The organism is Vitreimonas flagellata (genome assembly GCF_004634425.1).
In the GTDB taxonomy this organism is placed as follows: domain Bacteria; phylum Pseudomonadota; class Alphaproteobacteria; order Caulobacterales; family Aquidulcibacteraceae; genus Vitreimonas; species Vitreimonas flagellata.
The window spans coordinates 253,761-270,094 of sequence record NZ_SBJL01000003.1 but is presented as its reverse complement, the minus strand read 5'-3'; the positions used below and the strand labels follow the sequence as shown (position 1 = coordinate 270,094).

General features: G+C 63.1%; 17 protein-coding genes. 13 read left to right on the top strand and 4 right to left on the bottom strand.

Going from position 1 to position 16,334, the window contains the following annotated elements; translation table 11 throughout:
- Window positions 1-55: 55 nt before the first annotated feature.
- Window positions 56-1,177, bottom strand: a complete 1,122-nt coding sequence (locus EPJ54_RS14190; RefSeq protein ID WP_135212397.1) for a ferritin-like domain-containing protein — start codon at window positions 1,175-1,177, stop codon at window positions 56-58.
- A 123-nt stretch (window positions 1,178-1,300) separates the two neighbouring features.
- Here EPJ54_RS14190 and EPJ54_RS14185 point away from each other — a divergent pair, with 123 nt between their 5' ends.
- From EPJ54_RS14185 to EPJ54_RS14160, 6 genes are all read left to right on the top strand, one after another.
- The gene (locus EPJ54_RS14185) at window positions 1,301-2,203 is read left to right on the top strand and encodes an alpha/beta fold hydrolase (RefSeq protein WP_135212396.1); all 903 of its coding nucleotides are present in this window, start codon (window positions 1,301-1,303) and stop codon (window positions 2,201-2,203) included.
- Window positions 2,204-2,273: 70 nt separating this feature from the next.
- Window positions 2,274-2,927: a 50S ribosomal protein L25/general stress protein Ctc gene (locus EPJ54_RS14180; protein WP_135212395.1), complete on the top strand. Its 654-nt coding sequence runs from the start codon at window positions 2,274-2,276 to the stop codon at window positions 2,925-2,927.
- Between the two features lie 52 nt (window positions 2,928-2,979).
- Window positions 2,980-3,597 carry an aminoacyl-tRNA hydrolase gene (pth, locus tag EPJ54_RS14175; protein WP_135212394.1) on the top strand — a complete coding sequence of 206 codons (618 nt, stop codon included), beginning with the start codon at window positions 2,980-2,982 and terminating at the stop codon, window positions 3,595-3,597.
- Window positions 3,594-4,331, top strand: coding sequence for a hypothetical protein (locus EPJ54_RS14170; protein WP_135212393.1), 738 nt, complete (start codon window positions 3,594-3,596; stop codon window positions 4,329-4,331). Before pth ends, EPJ54_RS14170 begins: the two co-directional genes overlap by 4 nt.
- A 22-nt stretch (window positions 4,332-4,353) precedes the next feature.
- Window positions 4,354-5,451, top strand: a complete 1,098-nt coding sequence (gene ychF, locus EPJ54_RS14165) for a redox-regulated ATPase YchF (protein ID WP_135212392.1) — start codon at window positions 4,354-4,356, stop codon at window positions 5,449-5,451.
- Window positions 5,444-6,667, top strand: coding sequence for a multidrug effflux MFS transporter (locus EPJ54_RS14160; protein WP_135212391.1), 1,224 nt, complete (start codon window positions 5,444-5,446; stop codon window positions 6,665-6,667). The genes ychF and EPJ54_RS14160 overlap by 8 nt, the downstream gene beginning before the upstream one ends.
- Here the strand turns inward: EPJ54_RS14160 and EPJ54_RS14155 are convergent.
- Window positions 6,664-7,641: a retroviral-like aspartic protease family protein gene (locus EPJ54_RS14155; RefSeq protein ID WP_135212390.1), complete on the bottom strand. Its 978-nt coding sequence runs from the start codon at window positions 7,639-7,641 to the stop codon at window positions 6,664-6,666. The genes EPJ54_RS14160 and EPJ54_RS14155 overlap by 4 nt on opposite strands.
- A 96-nt stretch (window positions 7,642-7,737) precedes the next feature.
- Here EPJ54_RS14155 and EPJ54_RS14150 point away from each other — a divergent pair, with 96 nt between their 5' ends.
- The 3 genes from EPJ54_RS14150 to EPJ54_RS14140 are packed head-to-tail and all read left to right on the top strand — an operon-like array spanning window position 7,738 to window position 9,997.
- Entirely contained in the window at window positions 7,738-8,400 is a 663-nt protein-coding gene (locus tag EPJ54_RS14150) for a dienelactone hydrolase family protein (protein ID WP_167755736.1), read from the top strand.
- A 12-nt stretch (window positions 8,401-8,412) separates the two neighbouring features.
- Window positions 8,413-8,811, top strand: coding sequence for a VOC family protein (locus tag EPJ54_RS14145; protein WP_135212388.1), 399 nt, complete (start codon window positions 8,413-8,415; stop codon window positions 8,809-8,811).
- Complete coding sequence (locus EPJ54_RS14140) at window positions 8,804-9,997, top strand: BaiN/RdsA family NAD(P)/FAD-dependent oxidoreductase (protein WP_135212387.1); 1,194 nt, start codon at window positions 8,804-8,806, stop codon at window positions 9,995-9,997. The genes EPJ54_RS14145 and EPJ54_RS14140 overlap by 8 nt, the downstream gene beginning before the upstream one ends.
- Here EPJ54_RS14140 and EPJ54_RS14135 read toward each other — a convergent pair.
- Window positions 9,971-10,879, bottom strand: a complete 909-nt coding sequence (locus tag EPJ54_RS14135) for an AraC family transcriptional regulator (RefSeq protein ID WP_135212386.1) — start codon at window positions 10,877-10,879, stop codon at window positions 9,971-9,973. The two genes, EPJ54_RS14140 and EPJ54_RS14135, sit on opposite strands and share 27 nt — an antisense overlap.
- A 191-nt stretch (window positions 10,880-11,070) precedes the next feature.
- Here EPJ54_RS14135 and EPJ54_RS14130 point away from each other — a divergent pair, with 191 nt between their 5' ends.
- The 4 genes from EPJ54_RS14130 to EPJ54_RS14115 all read left to right on the top strand — a co-directional run bounded on the left by EPJ54_RS14130 (window position 11,071) and on the right by EPJ54_RS14115 (window position 14,455).
- Entirely contained in the window at window positions 11,071-11,799 is a 729-nt protein-coding gene (locus tag EPJ54_RS14130) for an SDR family oxidoreductase (protein WP_135212385.1), read from the top strand.
- Between the two features lie 15 nt (window positions 11,800-11,814).
- Window positions 11,815-12,099 (top strand): Atu4866 domain-containing protein, encoded by a 285-nt coding sequence (locus EPJ54_RS14125; protein ID WP_135212384.1) that lies wholly within the window; start codon window positions 11,815-11,817, stop codon window positions 12,097-12,099.
- Between the two features lie 98 nt (window positions 12,100-12,197).
- Window positions 12,198-12,980: an inositol monophosphatase family protein gene (locus EPJ54_RS14120; RefSeq protein WP_239590938.1), complete on the top strand. Its 783-nt coding sequence runs from the start codon at window positions 12,198-12,200 to the stop codon at window positions 12,978-12,980.
- Between the two features lie 77 nt (window positions 12,981-13,057).
- Window positions 13,058-14,455 carry an MFS transporter gene (locus EPJ54_RS14115; protein WP_167755735.1) on the top strand — a complete coding sequence of 466 codons (1,398 nt, stop codon included), beginning with the start codon at window positions 13,058-13,060 and terminating at the stop codon, window positions 14,453-14,455.
- Here EPJ54_RS14115 and mnmC read toward each other — a convergent pair.
- Window positions 14,452-16,320, bottom strand: coding sequence for a bifunctional tRNA (5-methylaminomethyl-2-thiouridine)(34)-methyltransferase MnmC2/FAD-dependent 5-carboxymethylaminomethyl-2-thiouridine(34) oxidoreductase MnmC1 (gene mnmC / locus EPJ54_RS14110; protein ID WP_135212382.1), 1,869 nt, complete (start codon window positions 16,318-16,320; stop codon window positions 14,452-14,454). The two genes, EPJ54_RS14115 and mnmC, sit on opposite strands and share 4 nt — an antisense overlap.
- Between the last annotated feature and the right edge of the window lie 14 nt (window positions 16,321-16,334).

Here is a 16,334-nt window from a genome sequence, read left to right as displayed (position 1 = left end):
AAACGGCGACGCGTTTCCGCGTCGCCGGAGCTCTAACACCGAGCTTAGGGGAGGATTATTCAGCCGCGATCTTCGCAGCGGCCAGGTTCTCTTTCGTCGGCAGCGGCTTTTCCAGTTGCGCCCAATCGATCAGGACGTCGCCAGCGAGGTCTTCGTATTTCAGCGCGCCGAGCGCTTCGTATTTCTCGCGCACCTTGTCGGTGAGCAGGCCAACGCGCTTTAGGTTCGGCATGATGCGTTCGAACAGAAGCTCGCGAAACAGACCGATCACCATCGAGTCCATGATGTGCTTCTTGGCGGCCTCTTCATTGAAGCCGTACTCGCGCATCACGTCCATGCCAAACAAGCGATCGCGCATGATCGCGCAAGCCTGATAGGCAAATTCCGCGCGATCTTCGATCTCCTGCTCCGGCAGCGCTTTGATCCAATCTTCGAGATAATTCACGCCGAACGCCACATGGCGGCCTTCGTCACGCATCACGAGCTCGACGACTTGCTTCAGCACCGGGTCGCGCGTCGTGCGCACGGTGGTGCCGAAGGCGGCTAGCGCCAGCCCCTCGATGATCAGCTGCATGCCGATGAATTTCAGATCCCAGCGCTCGTCGGCGAGAACCTTGTCGATCAACGCTTTGAGGTTGTTGTTGATCGGATAGATGCGGCCGCAACGCTGACGCAGATAATGATTGAACACTTCAACGTGGCGCGCTTCGTCAAACGTCTGCGAAGCGGCGTAAAGTTTCGCGTCCGCCGTCGGCGCGCACGACACGAGTTGCGACGCCACCAGCAGCGCTCCCTGCTCGCCATGCAGGAACTGGCTCATGGTTTGCGCATGCGCCTTCCATGAGAATTCGATCTTTTCCTGCTCGCTCAACGCTTCGTATTCGGGATAGCCGTTGAGCGCGCTCAGCGACGGCTCGGACGGATAATCGTCCATGTTGCACGGTGCGTCCCAGACGATGTCGTCGGTCGGATTCCAATTGAACTTCTTGCCGAGTTCATAGAGCCGGCGAATTTTCGCGTTGGCGCTGTCGTAGTCCCAGTTGAAGGAGCCGGTCAGCGGCGTGTGGAAGATTTCGCGGATCGTCTCCACGTCCTCCATCGACAGCTTGTCGGCCAGATCGTCATTCTCGAACGTGCGGACCTCTTGCGGGGGCTTGTCGACGATGGTGACGCGCATTTCTTGATCTCCCTATAAAATTGACGCATGCGTCATTTTTGAGAGAAACCCCACGCGACGAAGCTGGCATTGATTTCGATCAATCCCCTCGCGGCTTTGGTCCGGCGCCCTTAGATTTGCGCCATGCGTGTGATGTTTGCGGTATTCGCGGCTCTGGCCTTGGCGGCGTGCTCGATCGGCACGGCGGCCGACGACAACGATCGCTTCCCAACCTCCAGCTCCTATCCCGCCGGCACGATGGAGCGGACGACGTTTACGGCCGGCGTCCCCGAAGGTTGGCGGATCTCCGCGTTGCAAACGCCGCCACGGCCGGACGCCTCCTGGAAGATCGTCATCATCACCGGCACCCCCTCGTGGAGTGAGTATTGGGCGCCCACCATCGCGGCTCTGCCTGAAACCCGCGAAGTGATCGTCGCCGACCGCCCCGGCTTCCGCACCTCCGAGCCGGAAGACGCCGTCCGTGACCTAGCCAAGCAAGCCGACGCGCTGGCCCCCATGCTGGAAGCCCGCGAAGGGCAGCGTATTCTCCTTGTCGGTCAAAGCTTTGGCGCGCCCGTCGCAACACTGATGGCGGCCCGCCACCCCGACCGCGTGGACGCTTTGGTGCTTGTTTCAGCCTATTTCGGCGACCGCGGCCCTACAGCACGCCGGATGATTGGGGCGGGTCAAATCGTGCACGGCGTCTTGCCGCGCGATCTGCGCAATTCGATCTCCGAGCTTACCGCGCAGACCGATCAATTGCCGTCTGTTTGGACCGCATTTCAGGGCTTGGGCCAGCCCGTCGTCTTCGTGCATGGCGATGCCGACACGTTCGTGCCGCTGGCGGCCGACCAGCGCATCGCCGCCGAATATGGGCGTTCCCTGGTTACCGTTCCTGGCGGAGACCATTTTCTGAACGCCTGCTGCGTCTCAGCGCTGTTGTCCGCGTTCGAGCAGGCGATTTCGGAAGCCGAGGGTCGCGACACGGCCGCCCCGCCGACCTCGGTAAATGACCCTGATCCGGCTGGCGGACCTACCTTGCAGTGAGCGCCGCCATCCGCTAGAAGCCCCGCTTCCATTTTTCCGACGATAGCGGATTTCGAAGGGGCACGGGCCCATGGCCGGCATTGTATTGAACGTTGAACAGCGCGAGCGCATCGGCACGGGCGGCGCGCGCGCTACCCGCAAGGCCGGCCTTATCCCTGGCGTGCTTTACGGCGGCGACCGCGGCGCTGTCTCAATCGAAATCAACGCCAAGGACGTCGAAATGGCGCTCCGTTCGGGCAAATTCATCTCGCACATGGTTGAGCTCAACCATAAAGGCGAGCGTCAGCCGGTGATCCCGCGCGCGATTCAGCTGCACCCGGTTTCGGATCAACCGATCCACGTCGACCTCTACCGCGTTGAAGAAAACTCGGTGATCACGATCGACGTCGTCGTGCACTTCAAGAATCACGAAGCCTCGCCAGGCCTGAAGCGCGGCGGCGCGCTCAACATCGTGCGTCACACCATCAAGATGAAGGTCAAGGCCAACGCGATCCCGGAAGAGATCGTGGTCGACCTCACCGGCAAAGACATCGGCGACTCGATCCACATTTCGTCGATCACGCTGCCGGCTGGCGCACGCCCGGTGATCACTGATCGCGACTTCACGATCGCGACCATCACGGGCCGCAAGGCGGACAAGGAAGAGACCACGGAAGCGACCGCGGAAGCTGCTCCGGCCGCCGCCGCTGCGGACAAGAAGCCAGCGGCGACAGACAAGAAGTAAGGAAGGCAGACACGCCTTCCTTTCCTGCTCAAGGAAAGACTAGAAGGCGTCCATGCTGCTCCTTGTCGGCCTCGGCAATCCTGGCCCGAAATACGCTGGCAATCGACACAACATCGGCTTCATGGCCGTAGATGCGATCGCGCGCGCGCATGGCTTCGGGCCGTGGAAGAAGAAGTTCCAAGGTGAGCTTGCCGAAGGTCACATCGACGGCGTGCGCACGCTGCTTTTGAAGCCGCAGACCTTCATGAATGAGAGCGGACGCTCCGTCGGTGAAGCCGCGAACTTTCACAAGCTCAACGCTACCGACATCGTCGTCTTCTATGACGAGATCGATCTGGCGCCCGGCCGTTTTCGCATGAAGACCGGCGGCGGCGCTGCTGGTCACAACGGCATTCGTTCGATGATCGCCTCGTCGGTGGGCGAAGGCTTTCGGCGCGCGCGCATGGGCGTCGGCCATCCCGGCCAGAAGGAGCTCGTGCATCACCACGTGCTCAGCGACTTTCACAAAGCCGACACGGACTGGTTGCAAAAGCTGCTCGACGCCTGCGCCAAAGCCGCGCCATTGTTGGCCAAAGGCGAGGACGAGAAATATCAGGGCGAAGTGATGCGGCTGGCGCCGGCGGAAAAGGTCAATCCGCGCCAGCAAGCCAATGGGGGCGAAGGCGCGTGATCCTGCTCATCCTTTCCTACGTGCCCTCACTGCTTTGCGGCGTGCACGTCGTGCGTACTGGCCGAGAAATGTATTGGCTCTGGCTCTTCGCCATCGCGCCGATGCTGGCGCCGGCGTTCTATTTCTTCGCGGTGCTATTACCCGAGATGATGGGCGGGCGCACCGCACGCAATGTCGGCAAGGCGGCGCGCCAGGCCATCGATCCTGAGCGGGATTTCCGCAACGCCATGCGCGCGCTCGATGACACGCCGACCGTCGGCAATCGCATGAAGGTCGCGCAGGCCGCCGCCGCACTCGGCCGCTGGAGCGATTCCGAGGCGCAATGGGCGCTCGCCGCAGACGGCCACTGGGCCGATGACCCCGCCGTTCTCAAAGGGCATGCCGAAGCGCTGCTCGAACTTAACCGCTACGAAGATGCGTTAAAGCGCCTCGAAAAACTGCGCGCCCAAGGCAGCGAAGGCGCGACGCCACAAGTCGCATTGCTGTTCGCGCGCGCCTATGAAGGCCTCGGCCGCAACAACGAAGCGGATGACGCCTATCACTTCGCCGCTGACCGCGTGCCTGGCTTAGAATCCGGCGCGCGCTATGTGGCCTTCATGGCCAAGACGGGCCGCCGCGAAGACGCTGAGATCGGCATGGCCGAGATCGAACGCCGCTATTCAAAAATCTCGCCGCAACTGCGCGGCGAAGCCCGCATCTGGCGCGACATGGCCGTCAAAGCGCTCGGGCGCTAATAGATCGAACGAGGAAAGACTTATGGGTTTCAAATGCGGCATCGTGGGTTTGCCGAATGTCGGCAAGTCCACGCTCTTTAATGCGCTGACCAAAACCGCCGCGGCGCAAGCAGCGAATTATCCGTTCTGCACCATCGAGCCGAATGTCGGCGAAGTGGCGATGCCGGAGCCGCGCCTCAACGCGCTCGCGAAAATCGCAGGCTCAAAGGAGATCATCCCGACGCGAATGAATTTCGTCGACATCGCGGGCCTCGTACGCGGCGCATCGAAAGGCGAAGGCCTGGGCAACCAATTCCTCGCCAACATTCGCGAATGCGACGCCATCGCCTACGTCCTGCGTTGCTTCGAGAATGACGACATCACCCACGTCGAAGGCAAGATCGATCCGATCGCCGATCTGGAGACGGTCGAAACCGAACTGATGCTCGCCGATCTCGAAAGTCTCGATAAGCGCGTCAACAACCTTGAGAAGAAAGCCAAGGGCGGCGACAAGGAAGCCAAGCTCACGCTTGAACTTGTGCTGCGCGCCAAAGCCTTGCTGGAAGACGGCAAGCCGGCACGTCTCACCAAGCGCGCCGCGGAAGAAGAAAAAACCTTCGGCATGCTGCAGCTCCTGACCGCGCTACCGGTGCTCTATGTCTGCAACGTCAACGAAGAAGACGCCGCCAAAGGCAACGCGCACACCGCACGCGTTGAAGAGCGCGCGAAGGCCGAGCACGCCGCTTGCGTGATCATCTGCGCGCAACTCGAAGCCGAGATCGCCGCCCTCTCCGACGACGAGCAAGCCGAATTCCTCGCCACCGTTGGCCTCGAGGAACCGGGTCTCACGCGCCTCATCCACGCCGGCTACGATCTACTCGGCCTGCAAACCTATTTCACTGTCGGCCCAAAAGAAGCCCGCGCCTGGACCATCCAAAAAGGCTGGACCGCGCCACAAGCGGCGGGCGTCATCCACGGCGATTTCGAAAAAGGCTTCATCCGCGCCGAGACCATTGGCTACGAGGATTTCGTCAAGTTCAACGGCGAGAGCGGCGCCAAGGAAGCCGGCAAGATGCGCCTTGAAGGTAAGGACTACGTCGTCAAAGAGGGCGACGTGATGCACTTCCGCTTCAATGCATAACGCCGCCGCCTCTCGGCCGGCGCTCTCGACGTGGGAATTGGTGGCGATGACGGCGGCGCTGTCGGCGCTGAACGCGCTCGCCATCGACATCATGCTGCCGGCATTGCCGGACATCGGGCGCGCGTTCAATCTCGCGAACGATAACGACCGTCAGCTCGTCATCGTCGCCTACGTCGCGCTGTTTGGCGTGGCGCAGCTCGTCTATGGACCACTTGCGGATCGATTTGGCAGACGCAGCGTCCTGCTCTGGGCGCTGGCGATCTTCAGCGCCGGCACATTGCTCAGCATCATCGCGCCGACATTCGAGCTCTTTCTCGCCGCGCGCGCCTTGCAAGGCGTGGGCGCCGCAGCCACACGTGTCATTTCCATCGCCGTCGTGCGCGATCTCACCGAAGGCCGGCGCATGGCGCAGATCATGTCGACGGCCATGACCATCTTCATGATCATCCCGATCGTGGCGCCCGGCATCGGCCAGCTCATCCTGCTCGTGGCGCCATGGCGCTGGATTTTCGGCACGTTGCTCATCTATGCGCTGCTCGTGGCGATCTGGGCTTTGGTGCGCCTGCCCGAAACGCTGAAGCCGGAGATGCGCCGCGCGTTGCAGCCGAAGGTGATCGCCGCTGGCTACGCGGCCGTATTCAAAGACCGCCAGACCGTCGGTTATATGATCGCGAGTACGTTCCTGACCGCATGCCTGTTCGGTTACATCACGGCGTCCGAACAGATTTACGTCGATGTATTCGCACTGGGCCCGGCCTTCCCCATCGCGTTCGCGGCCATCGCGATCACGATTTCGATCGGCACGTTCCTCAATTCACGCATTGTCGTCGGCCAAGGCATGCGCCGCATCTCGCACGTGGCGATGTTCTGGTTCACCGGCATCGCCGCCGTGCACGCCGCCGTGGCCATGGCGGGGCTTGAGAACTTCTGGAGCTTTATTGTTCTGCTCGGGCTTTCGTTTGGGGTATTCGGGCTCATGTCGAGCAATTTCAATACGCTCGCGATGGAGCGCATGGGGCACGTCGCCGGATCGGCTTCGGCCGTCTTCGGCGCGGTGACCGCAAGCGGCGGCGCATTGCTCGGCGGCATCATCGCGCGCGCGTTTGATGGCGCCACAACGCCCTTCGTGACCGCCATGGCGCTCGCAGGCGTCGCGATGATCGCGAGTGTTCTGATCACGGAACGCGGGCGCCTCTTCAGAGACAGCGACCGCTAATTGTCGAGGCGCGACCCGGTCGGCGGCCCGTCCTGAATGTCGAAATAAACGATGCCGCGCGCATAATCGATGGCCATGCCACGCGATTGCGACAGCACGTCCATGCCAACCAGAAGCGTCGGTTCCTCGGTCATGCCCCAAATCCGAAAGATATGAAAATCGCCGACGTAAGCGCGCACATTGCGTACGACGAGACCGCCGAAGCGCATGCGGGGCATGAAAACAGAATCCGTCAGCATGATCGGCTCACCCGCCGTGTAGGCGCGCGCCTGTCCAAGCTCGCGCGAACGCTGCAAACGAAGATCGAGCGCGGTTCGCAACGCATTGTTCGCGAGCGAGGTATCGGACCCCGTGTCGATCAACAAATTTGTGCGCACGCCATTGATAGCCCCGCGCACGACAATCAAATGTCCAAACCGCAACTCGCCGCGCACACGCGACCAGCCTCTAAGCCGAGACGATCCGCGCGCCGACGATATCTCAATGCAATTGCGTTCGAAATCCATCCTAAGGCGCCGACCGCGCATGCCATCCACACCGAGCAGGCCTTGCTCACCAGCGAGCACACCTCCTTGCAATGCGGGCATGCTTGCAACGCCGAGCGCGAGGTCGCCGTAGTGCAGCGAATTGACCTGTACCAAGGGCGCCACCGTAACGCCGTGGACGGAATGGACTTCGCCAGTGCCGGTTGGCGTCAATCCCAACCTGTCAACAAGAGCTTGCGACAGCACCGAACGATTGGCGCCAGTGTCGACGATGAACCGGAACGGGCCCTGCCCATTGACGCTGACCTGGGCGACTACGCGCCCGACGCGATCCGACCGGGTCGCACCCATTGCGAAATCTTCCGGCGTGGCTGTTTGATAGGCGGCCAGATCCGGCGCCTCGAGACATCGCGCGCTCGCCGTGCCCGCCCACAGCACGGCGGCAAGCCCAAGCAACAGGAGCCGAAGCACTTGCATTGCGGCGAGCATGGGCCCGGCTCACACAACGCACCAGTGACAAGCCGCTCAACTTCCCGCGAGCGCCCCGCCACTCGACGGAACGCCCTCTCCATGCGACGGAAGCGCATGACGGACACAATCGAGCTTATCAGCGCCATCGATGGCTTTGCCTTCAGCGCGCTTTCCGCGCAGCCGAAAGCGGCGAGCAAGGGCGGCGTCGTGGTGATCCAGGAGATTTTTGGACTCACCGAGCATATTGGCGAGGTCTCCGAGTTCTTCGCAGATGCGGGATACGCCACGATCGCGCCCGGCCTGTTCGATCGGATCGAACGCGGCTTTCACGCCGGCCACGATCCGGAGGGCGTCAAGGCAGGCATCTCCGCTGTTAAAGCGTCGCCCTGGAAGCAAGTCATTTCCGACATCCAAGCCGCGATCGATGCGCTGCCGGCGCCAGTTTACGTCACCGGCTTTTGCTATGGCGGCGCAGCGACTTGGATGGCCGCAGCCAAGTGCAAAGGCCTGAACGCCGCGTCGTGCTTCTACGGCCGCCTCATCCTTGACCTGCTGGAGGCAAAGCCCGCGATCCCCACCATGCTCCACTACGGCGCGCGAGACGCGTCCATTCCGCCAGAGAATTACGAGCAGGTGCGTCTAGCAGCGCCGGACTCGCCTCTCTATCTCTACGACGCTGGCCACGGCTTCTGCCGCAAGGGCTCGTCCGATTTCGACGGCGCCGCGCGTGATCTCGCGTTGTCGCGCACGCTCGATTGGTTCGCGCGTTGGCCGTGAGAGGAATTACTTATGGCGATTGATCACGTCTCTGTCGGCGTCACCAATGTGCAGCGTGCGAAGGCGTTCTATGACGCCATCCTCGCGCCACTCGGCATGACGCCTGTGTATCCCGTCGAGATCAATGGCCAGCTCGTTGGCGTTGGCTACGGCGTCGACAATAAGCCGAGCTTCTGGATTCAGCTGCCGATCAACGGCCAGCAAGCCTCGATGGGCAATGGCGTGCACATCGCCTTCCGCTCCGAGACGCGCGCGGGTGTTGATGCATTCTATCTCGCCGCCCTCGATCAAGGCGGCATCGAAGACGGCAAGCCGGGCCTGCGCACCGAATATCATCCCGATTATTACGGCGCCTTCGTCCGCGACCCGGACGGCAACAAGATCGAAGCGGTCAGCCACGCGCATGAATGACGACGCGCCGATCGCCATCATCGGCGCCGGCCCCGCTGGATTGATTGCCGCCGACATTCTGAGCGCGGCTGGTAAACGCGTCGTCGTGGTCGAGCGCATGCCCAGCGTCGCCCGCAAATTTCTGATGGCCGGGCGCGGCGGCCTGAACCTCACGCATTCGGAACCGTTCGCGCAATTCATGACGCGCTACCACGAAGCGCAAACGCAGCTTCAGCCCATTCTCGAAGCCTTCACGCCGAACGATCTCATCGCCTGGGTGAACGGCCTCGGCCAAGACACCTTCATCGGCTCTAGCGGTCGCGTTTTTCCCAAAGCGATGAAGGCATCGCCGCTGCTCCGCGCATTGTTGCGAAGGCTTTCGTCGCAGGGCATCGAGATCAGAACGGGCCAGACTTGGCTCGGCTGGACCGAGGACGGCGCGCTCCGCTTCGCCAATGGCGAGCCGCCGCTTCGGGCGGCCGCGACACTCCTCGCCCTCGGCGGCGCAAGCTGGCCACGTTTGGGCTCCGATGGCTTGTGGCGATCGGTACTCGAGGAGCGCGGCGTCGACGTGATCGCGTTCACGCCATCCAATGTTGGCTTCAACGTCGGATGGACGCCGCTCTTGCGCGACCGCTTTGCGGGTCAGCCATTGAAGACCATCGCGCTTCGCCATAATGACCGCGAAGTCCGCGGCGAGGTCATGATCACGGAATACGGAGTCGAGGGCGGCGCCATCTACGCCCTCTCATCCGAGCTCCGTACCGCCGCGCCCACGACGATCCACATCGATCTTCGCCCCGCGCTGAGTCAAAACGACATCGCCCAAAAGCTTGCACGCGCCAAACGGGGCGACACGCTCTCTTCGACCCTGCGTAAGACGCTGGGGCTCAGCCCGCTCGCCATCGCCTTGCTGCACGAAAGCGGCCCGCCACGCGAACCGCACGCGCTCGCAGCGCACATCAAAGCCGTGCCGATCCATCTCATCGCCGCACGCACTCTAGATCGCGCCATTTCCAGCGCGGGGGGCGTCTCGTGGGATGCCGTGGACGAAAACCTCCAACTGAAAGGGCTGGCGAACACGTACGTCGCCGGCGAGATGCTCGACTGGGACGCGCCCACAGGCGGCTATCTCCTGCAAGCCAGCTTCGCCACGGGCGTTCACGCCGCGCGCGCCATCCTACGGCGCAGCGGCGCCAATCGGTAGCGCGGCTTCGCGCAAGCGCGTCACGTCCTGCACGGGCGGCGCGCCGAACAGGCGACGATATTCGCGGCTGAATTGCGATGGGCTATCGTAGCCGACTTCATGCGCTGCGCGTGCGGCGTCCATCGCTTCGGCGAAGATCAAGCGCCGCGCTTCCTGCAGACGCATCTGCTTTTGATATTGCAGCGGCGACAGCGACGTCACTTGCTTGAAATGCAGATGCAGCGCGGATGTGCTCATGCGCGCTTCGGACGCCAGCGCTTCAACCGAGAACGCCTCGCGGAAATTCCGCTTGATCCAGTCTATCGCGCGATTGACTTGGCTGAGTTTGGAATCCGCATAAGCGAGGTGGCGTAGGCGCGCGCCAAATTCACCCGCGAGCAAACGATAGAGCAGCTCGCGCTCCGCCAGCGGCGCGAGCATGGGTATGTCGCGTGGGTTCTCCGCCAAGCGCAGCAAGCGCAATGCGGCGTCGAGCAATTCCGGCGTCGTCTCGCTCAGCGCCATACCAAGCGAGGCATAGCCGCTCTCAACAGCCGGCCCCATCTCCAGCGCCAAGGCCGCGAGCATGCTGCGGTCAATATCAAGCTTGAAGCAAAGATAGGGCGCCTCCTTCGACGCCTCGATCACTTGGCCCACCACCGGCACATCCACGGAAGCGGCCAGAAAGCGCCCGGCGTCATAGTCCAAAGCCTGGTCGCCGATCAGCACCCGCTTTTTGCCCTGGACCACCAGGCAGATCGAGGGTTCGTGCAAGGCGTGGAGCGGCTCGGTCGGCGTCGAAAAGCGGAAAAGCTTGACGCGCGGGATCGCCGTTTCGTGCGCGCCGTCCACGCCTCCGGTATATTTTTCAATTAATTCAATCAATTCCGACAGACGCGGCATGGCGATCGCCCTTCAATCCTGCGCTTTATCGCTAGCACATCTGGGCATGCCTCCAAGCGCCGGCAAGTCAGGTTTGGAGTTTTAGGCAATCATCGCGGAGCCCTGTTCTACCGCCCGCGCCTAGGTTTGCCCCATCTTCTCCTCATCGCCGGACGTCACGCGCCGGCCCCCAAAATCACCGGAGAAGCCAAATGTCTGTCCAAGGCAAAATCGTCATCGTCACCGGCGCTTCGAGCGGCATCGGCGAAGCCACCGCCCGCGAACTCGCCGCCCGTGGCGCAACACTCGTGCTCGGCGCCCGCCGCACGGATCGGCTTGAAAAGCTCGTCGCTCAACTGCGCGCCCAAGGCGCCACGGCCGAATTCCAAGCGCTCGACGTCACCAAGCGCGACAGCGTCGCCGACATTGTCCGCTTCGCTCACGAGCGCTTCGGCAAGCTCGACGTCATCGTCAACAATGCGGGCGTGATGCCGCTCTCGCCGCTCGACGCCCTCAAGGTCGATGAATGGGAGCAGATGGTCGATGTGAACATCAAGGGCGTGCTTTACGGCATCGCCGCCGCCCTCCCGGTGTTCGCGCAGCAAGGCTACGGCCACGTGATCAACACGTCCTCGATCGCCGCCTATCATGCGATCCCAACGGCGGCGGTCTATTGCGCCACCAAGGCCGCGGTGAATTTCATCACCGAAGGTCTGCGTCAGGAAAACAATTACGTCCGCACCACAATCATCTCGCCCGGTGTGACGGAATCCGAACTGGCGCACACGATCACACACGAAGCGACAGCGAAATTCATCGACGCGTATCGCAAGACCATCATCCCGGCCGACGCCATCGCCCGCGCCGTCGCCTTCGCCATCGAACAACCCGACGGCGTGGACGTGAACGAAATCGTCGTTCGTCCGACCGCCGCCAACTAATCGAAAGCTACGATCATGAACCTCCTCTTCGTCACCAAGCCCACGTTCACTGAAGTGAGCGAAGAAGCGCCCCAAACCTATGTCGGCATCTGGAAGAGCGCCGGCGGCTTTGTCCGTCACGAGCTTCTCCCCGATGGGCGGTATGTGAAACAGCGCGGCCGCCGCCCCGCCGTCTCCGGCCGCTATCAGGTCGAAGGCGAGCGGATCGCCTACGAAAGCGATGAAGGCCGCACCTATGAAGGCGTGTTTGCAAACGGCGCCCTGCGCCAAGCCGACATGCTGTTTTACAAGGTCAATTAACCAGACGCGCGAGGCGGGCGCTTCCCCAAGGCAGCGCCCGCCCTTGCCGCTAGGGGCCCCCAACTGCTAGCTAGCGCCCCTTCCCCGCAAGGACCGCGATGCAAACCTCCGCCACGATGAACGTCATGCTTGCCGCCGCCCGCAAAGCCGCGCGGCCGCTAGCGCGCGACTTCGGCGAGGTCGAAAATCTCCAGATCTCCCGCAAGGGCCCAAGCGACTTCGTCTCTTCCGCAGACCTCAAGGCTGAGAAGACGTTGTTCGAAGAACTCTCCAAAGCGCGTCCCGGCTATGGCTTCGTGATGGAAGAGCGCGGCGAGGTGGAAGGCACCGACAAGTCGCACCGCTGGCTGGTCGATCCGCTCGACGGCACGACGAACTTCCTGCACGGCATCCCGCACTTCGCTATCTCGATCGGCTTGGAGCGCGAAGGCGTGTTGGTCGCGGGCGTCGTCTATAACGTCATCCGCGACGAGCTCTTCTGGGCTGAGAAAGGCGCAGGCGCGTACTTGAATGACAGGCGCCTAAGAGTGGCCGCGCGCACCGACATGCGCGAATGCGTCTTCGCCACTGGCACGCCCTTCCACGGCAAGCCCGGCCACCAAAAATCGCTCGGCGAAATCGAGCGTGTGATCGCACGCAGCGCTGGCATTCGCCGCTTTGGCGCGGCCGCCCTCGACCTCGCTTACGTCGCGGCCGGCCGTTACGACGGCTATTGGGAACGCGGCCTCAATGCGTGGGACATCGCCGCCGGCGCTGTCATCGTGCGCGAAGCGGGCGGCATCGTCACCGAGATAGATGGCGACGATTTCATGAAGACGGGCGCCGTCGTCGCCGGTAACGAGCGCTTGTTGCCGCACCTCCAACAAGCGTTGCGCGGTTGATCGCGCGCGATCTCTCGTGAACACTAGCGCGCAATAACAACCCGCCCTTGAAGGTCGGGGCGGGAGGGCTAGCGCGCGTGACACGACCCACAGGCAAAGTCTCAACTCTTGAGCTGATTGCGTTCGCCGCGCCCGCAGCGCCGCTTTTGGCGCTCTCCCTTCCTGTCATCATCTTCCTGCCGCCGCACTTCGCCGAGCACCTTGGCCTGCCATTGTGGGCGGTGAGCGCAATCTTCCTTGGCGCGCGCGTGTTCGACCTGCTCATCGATCCCGCGATCGGCGGCATGCAAGATCGCACGGTGCATCCGCTTGGCCGTCGCAAAATTTGGCTCGCCGCCAGCGCGCCTGTGCTGATGGTCCTGCTTTGGATCGTCTTCCTCGGCTTACCCGTCGGCATTGATCCTTGGCTCGCCGGCCTTGCCGTGTTCGCGATGTATCTCGCCTACGCTAGCATGATGATCGCGCACTTGGGTTGGGCGGGCGAATTGCAGCCGACCTATCATGGCCGCACGCAAGTGCTCGGCGCCGTGCAACTTGCGAGCGCCGTTGGCCAAGCCTTGATGCTCATCATCGCCGGCGTTGTCGTGCAAGCGTTTCACGGCGCCAACGCGGACGCCGTCTCGGCGATGGGTTGGACAATCTTTCTGTTGATCCCGCTGACGACATTGCTCGCAATTACATTCGTCAAAGACCCGCAGACGCCGCCACAGCCGCACCTAGGCTTTCGCGAGACGGTGAAGACATTGGCGGGCAACAAGCTCGCGCTGCGCGTGCTCGCGCCGGACCTCCTGCTCGGCATCGCGCAAGGCGTCTCGGGCGGGCTCTTCCTCTTCTATTTCCAATTCGTGCTCGGCTTCGAAAACGAAGCCCAGACGCTCCTCGCCATCTACTTCATGGCCGGGCTTCTCGGCGTGCCGATCTGGTGGTGGCTCGCACGCGCGCGCGGCAAGCATGTGGCGCTGCAAATCGCGCTCGTATTCGCATCGCTCACCACAGCGGGCATTGTCATTCTACCCGCGCATGAGTTTTGGTTCGCAGCGCCGGCGATGCTGGCGGCTGGCCTCACCAATGGCGGCGGCGTGCTGCTGACGCGCGCGCTGATGGCCGATGTCGTCGATGAAGACGAATTGCGCACCGGCGCGCGCCGCTCCGGCCTCTTCTTTGGCGTCCTTCTGACGACGTCAAAGCTCGGTGTCGCGGCAGGCCCCATCACCTACGCCATTCTCGGCGCTGTGGGCTTTATACCGGCGCTCGGCACAGAGAATTCCGAACAGGCGCTGCTGACGCTCAGCATCCTCTTCATCGCCGTGCCGATCGTGCTTTACGCCCTCGCCGCCTTGTCGCTGCGAAAATATCCGCTCGATGAAAAGGCGCAGGCTGAGTTGCACGCCGCCATCGCCGCGCGCCACGCCGCTTTAGCTGACGTGAAGGAAGAGCCCAGCGCGATCGCCGCCCCTAGTCCCACCACGACCTAACGCCGCTTCAAGGCTCGGTGTAGGAAGCGTGCGGGGTGCAGCGCGTCGAGCGTGCGCGCCGAGAGCGCTTGAGGTTCGCCCAACATTTCCGAGGCGAGGCGCTCACCGAGTAGTGGCCCGGACGTGAGACCACGCGCGCCGAGGCCGCCCAACACATACACGCCGCGATGCGCCGGCGGCGGCTTGTCGCTCTGCACCGCCCGACCGTGCGCGAGATCCGCATATTGCGCGAGCCAGGCCTCCGCGTCCGGCAGCGCACCGGCGACGGGCGCGCGATCAGGTGTGGTCGCGCGATAGGAGACACGTGAGTTCAACGCACTGGCGTCAATGCTGGCCCCGACCTCAGGCGCAATCGCCCGCAGCATCTCGAGGTTTTGCGCGCGGCTCTCAGCTGACGGCGATGCCGGCGCTTCCTGCTCGGCTTTGTCGAACGTCGCACCGAACAACACGCCGCCCTCAAACGGCGCGACGTAAGAACCATTGGTGATCGCATGCTCGGGCGCGGCGGCCGCACCCCACTCGATCTGCCCGCTCGATAACGCAATCGGAATGAACCGCGCCGGCGCAAATCGCGTCAACGCCGCGCCACATGCGAGCACGACAGCGTCCGCCTTGAGCCTCGCGCGCCCATCCGGCGCGCGCAGCACCCAGCCGTCGTCCGCCTGATCAATCGCGCCGACTTGCGCTTCGAACATCATATGCGCGCTACGCAGCATCGCTTCGATCGCCGTGCGCGGCCGCACGAGGCCCGCACGCTTATGCAAAGCGCCCTCGCCAAAGGCCGCGAACCAGTCCTCCGGCAACGGTGGATCGTTCAACAATTCAACGAGAGCCTCGGTATCGCGCGCACCCGCGCGCTCTTCGACGCCGCACGCATCGAGCACGCCCAATTCTTCGTACGCCGCGACCGCAGCAAGGTACGACGCCAAGAAAAATTCCGTCAGCGGCCCGTCGCCACGATCCAATCGCGGCATCACCAATCCCGCCGGATTGCCGCTCGCGCCAGCGCCCAGCGCGCGCGCTTCATCCAGCACAACAACCTCGACGCCACGTCGCATCAACGACTGCGCAGCCGCAGCACCCGCGATGCCAACGCCGACGATCGCCACGCGCTTGGGGCGCGCCGAGACATACGGGTAAATTTCAGCAGACTTCGGAGCAGCGCCCGCAAACACCGCCTCCAGCCGTTCCCGCTTCGCGCCAAACCCAGGCTTCTTCTCCACGCCGAAGCCCGCCGCCTCCAGCGCACGCCGCACGCCGCCAGCCACGGTGAAGCTCGCCACGCGGGCGCCTGGCTTGGAGAGCCGCGCAATCTCACGCGCGATGCCCTCGCCCCACATCGTCTCATTGCGCGCGGGCGCGAAGCCATCCCAGAACCACGCATCGAACGAGCCGCGCATGCCGCCCAACACGCGCTCGGCATCGCCCGTCCAAAGCGTCAGCGAGAAGCCGTCATCGGGAAACCAGAGCCGCTGCGCCCCGTACGCGCGCACCGGCCAGCGCGCGAGCAATTGCTCCGCCAGATCGCCGACCTCCGGAAATTGCGCCAACGCGCGTGCTGCATCGCACCTTGCGAGCGGGAATGCCTCGATGCTTGAGATATGCAAAATCGCATGTGGTAGCCGTGTCTTTTTCCAGGCAGACCATGCCGCTAAAATGTTCAAACCCGTGCCGAAGCCGAGTTCGCAGAGGGCGAAACGATCCCTATTTCGCCACGCATCCGGCAATCCAGTTCCGGCCAGAAACACGGCTTCAGCCTCGGCCAAGCCACCCGATTTTGAAAAATAGACGTCGTCGAATGCCGGCGCGCGGGGCACGCCTTCGGCGCTCCATTCCAATGCGGGCGATGGCGGCAGGCGCGGCATGACGGAAGCTCAAT